Origin of the sequence: Candidatus Paracaedibacter symbiosus (assembly GCF_000757605.1) — a bacterium.
Classification (GTDB): Bacteria; Pseudomonadota; Alphaproteobacteria; order Paracaedibacterales; family Paracaedibacteraceae; genus Paracaedibacter_A; species Paracaedibacter_A symbiosus.
Map to the genome: position 1 here is coordinate 1 of NZ_JQAK01000031.1, position 805 is coordinate 805.

Annotated in this window: 1 protein-coding gene; it reads left to right on the forward strand. The window is 57.3% G+C overall.

Annotated elements, in window-relative coordinates; translation table 11 throughout:
- A partial coding sequence (locus IG80_RS16015; protein WP_032114247.1) for a hypothetical protein occupies positions 1-805 on the forward strand: 805 nt, incomplete at both ends.

Here is an 805-nt window from a genome sequence, read left to right on the forward strand (position 1 = left end):
ATTGCGGAATCGTTGGCCTCGCGGCTTCGTCGCCAAGTGGCGCTCCAGGCCCCATTGCTGACCGAACGCATCAGCAATGCACCATTGGATGGCAAGATGATGCCAAACAGCGTTCTTTTCGAAATGTTCGCGGACGTTGCCACTTCGCCAGCCGCGACAGAGAGCACGATTTCGTTTGGCGATGTGTTCTCGGTGACAGGCGCAGGTAGTGAGGGTGACACCGATCACTGGGTCGTGGCGATCTCTCCGGCCTGCGATCTCGTGCGCTGTGAGGCATCCTACGACGTGCTGTGCATCCGCGGTCAGGCGAGCAAGGCCGCTTCCAATCTGAAGAGCATGATGGGGTTCAAGAATGCGCTGTTCGGGAAGGGGAGCCACGTCATGCGATACCAGGGCAAGCGCGGAGCGCTCAAGTACGCACATGTGCACTGGGATCACACACAAGGGCTGCATTCGATCAAAGCTTCCGAACTCACCGCCGGGAAGACTTACCAGCGCATTGCGCGTCTGTCTGACGCATTTGCGCAGGAGATCAAGGAGCTTGCTCTATCACATGCCTCGCGTGTCGGCATTCCTGTGGATCCCGCCTTTGCGATTGCAGCCACGGCAAATGTTCGCATGCGTTTGAAGCGGCCGGTTCGCGATGGCGAGATCATCGAACATGAGCAAGGTTTGGCGGGAGAAGACTTTACCTGTGCTGTTGCGTCGCGCGCGAAAGTCATAGATGGCGTGAGAACAAAATTGGAAACGATGCTGGTCTTAACTCCCCAGTTCGTTTCCTGGCTGCACGAGGAGTTTCTGGAAC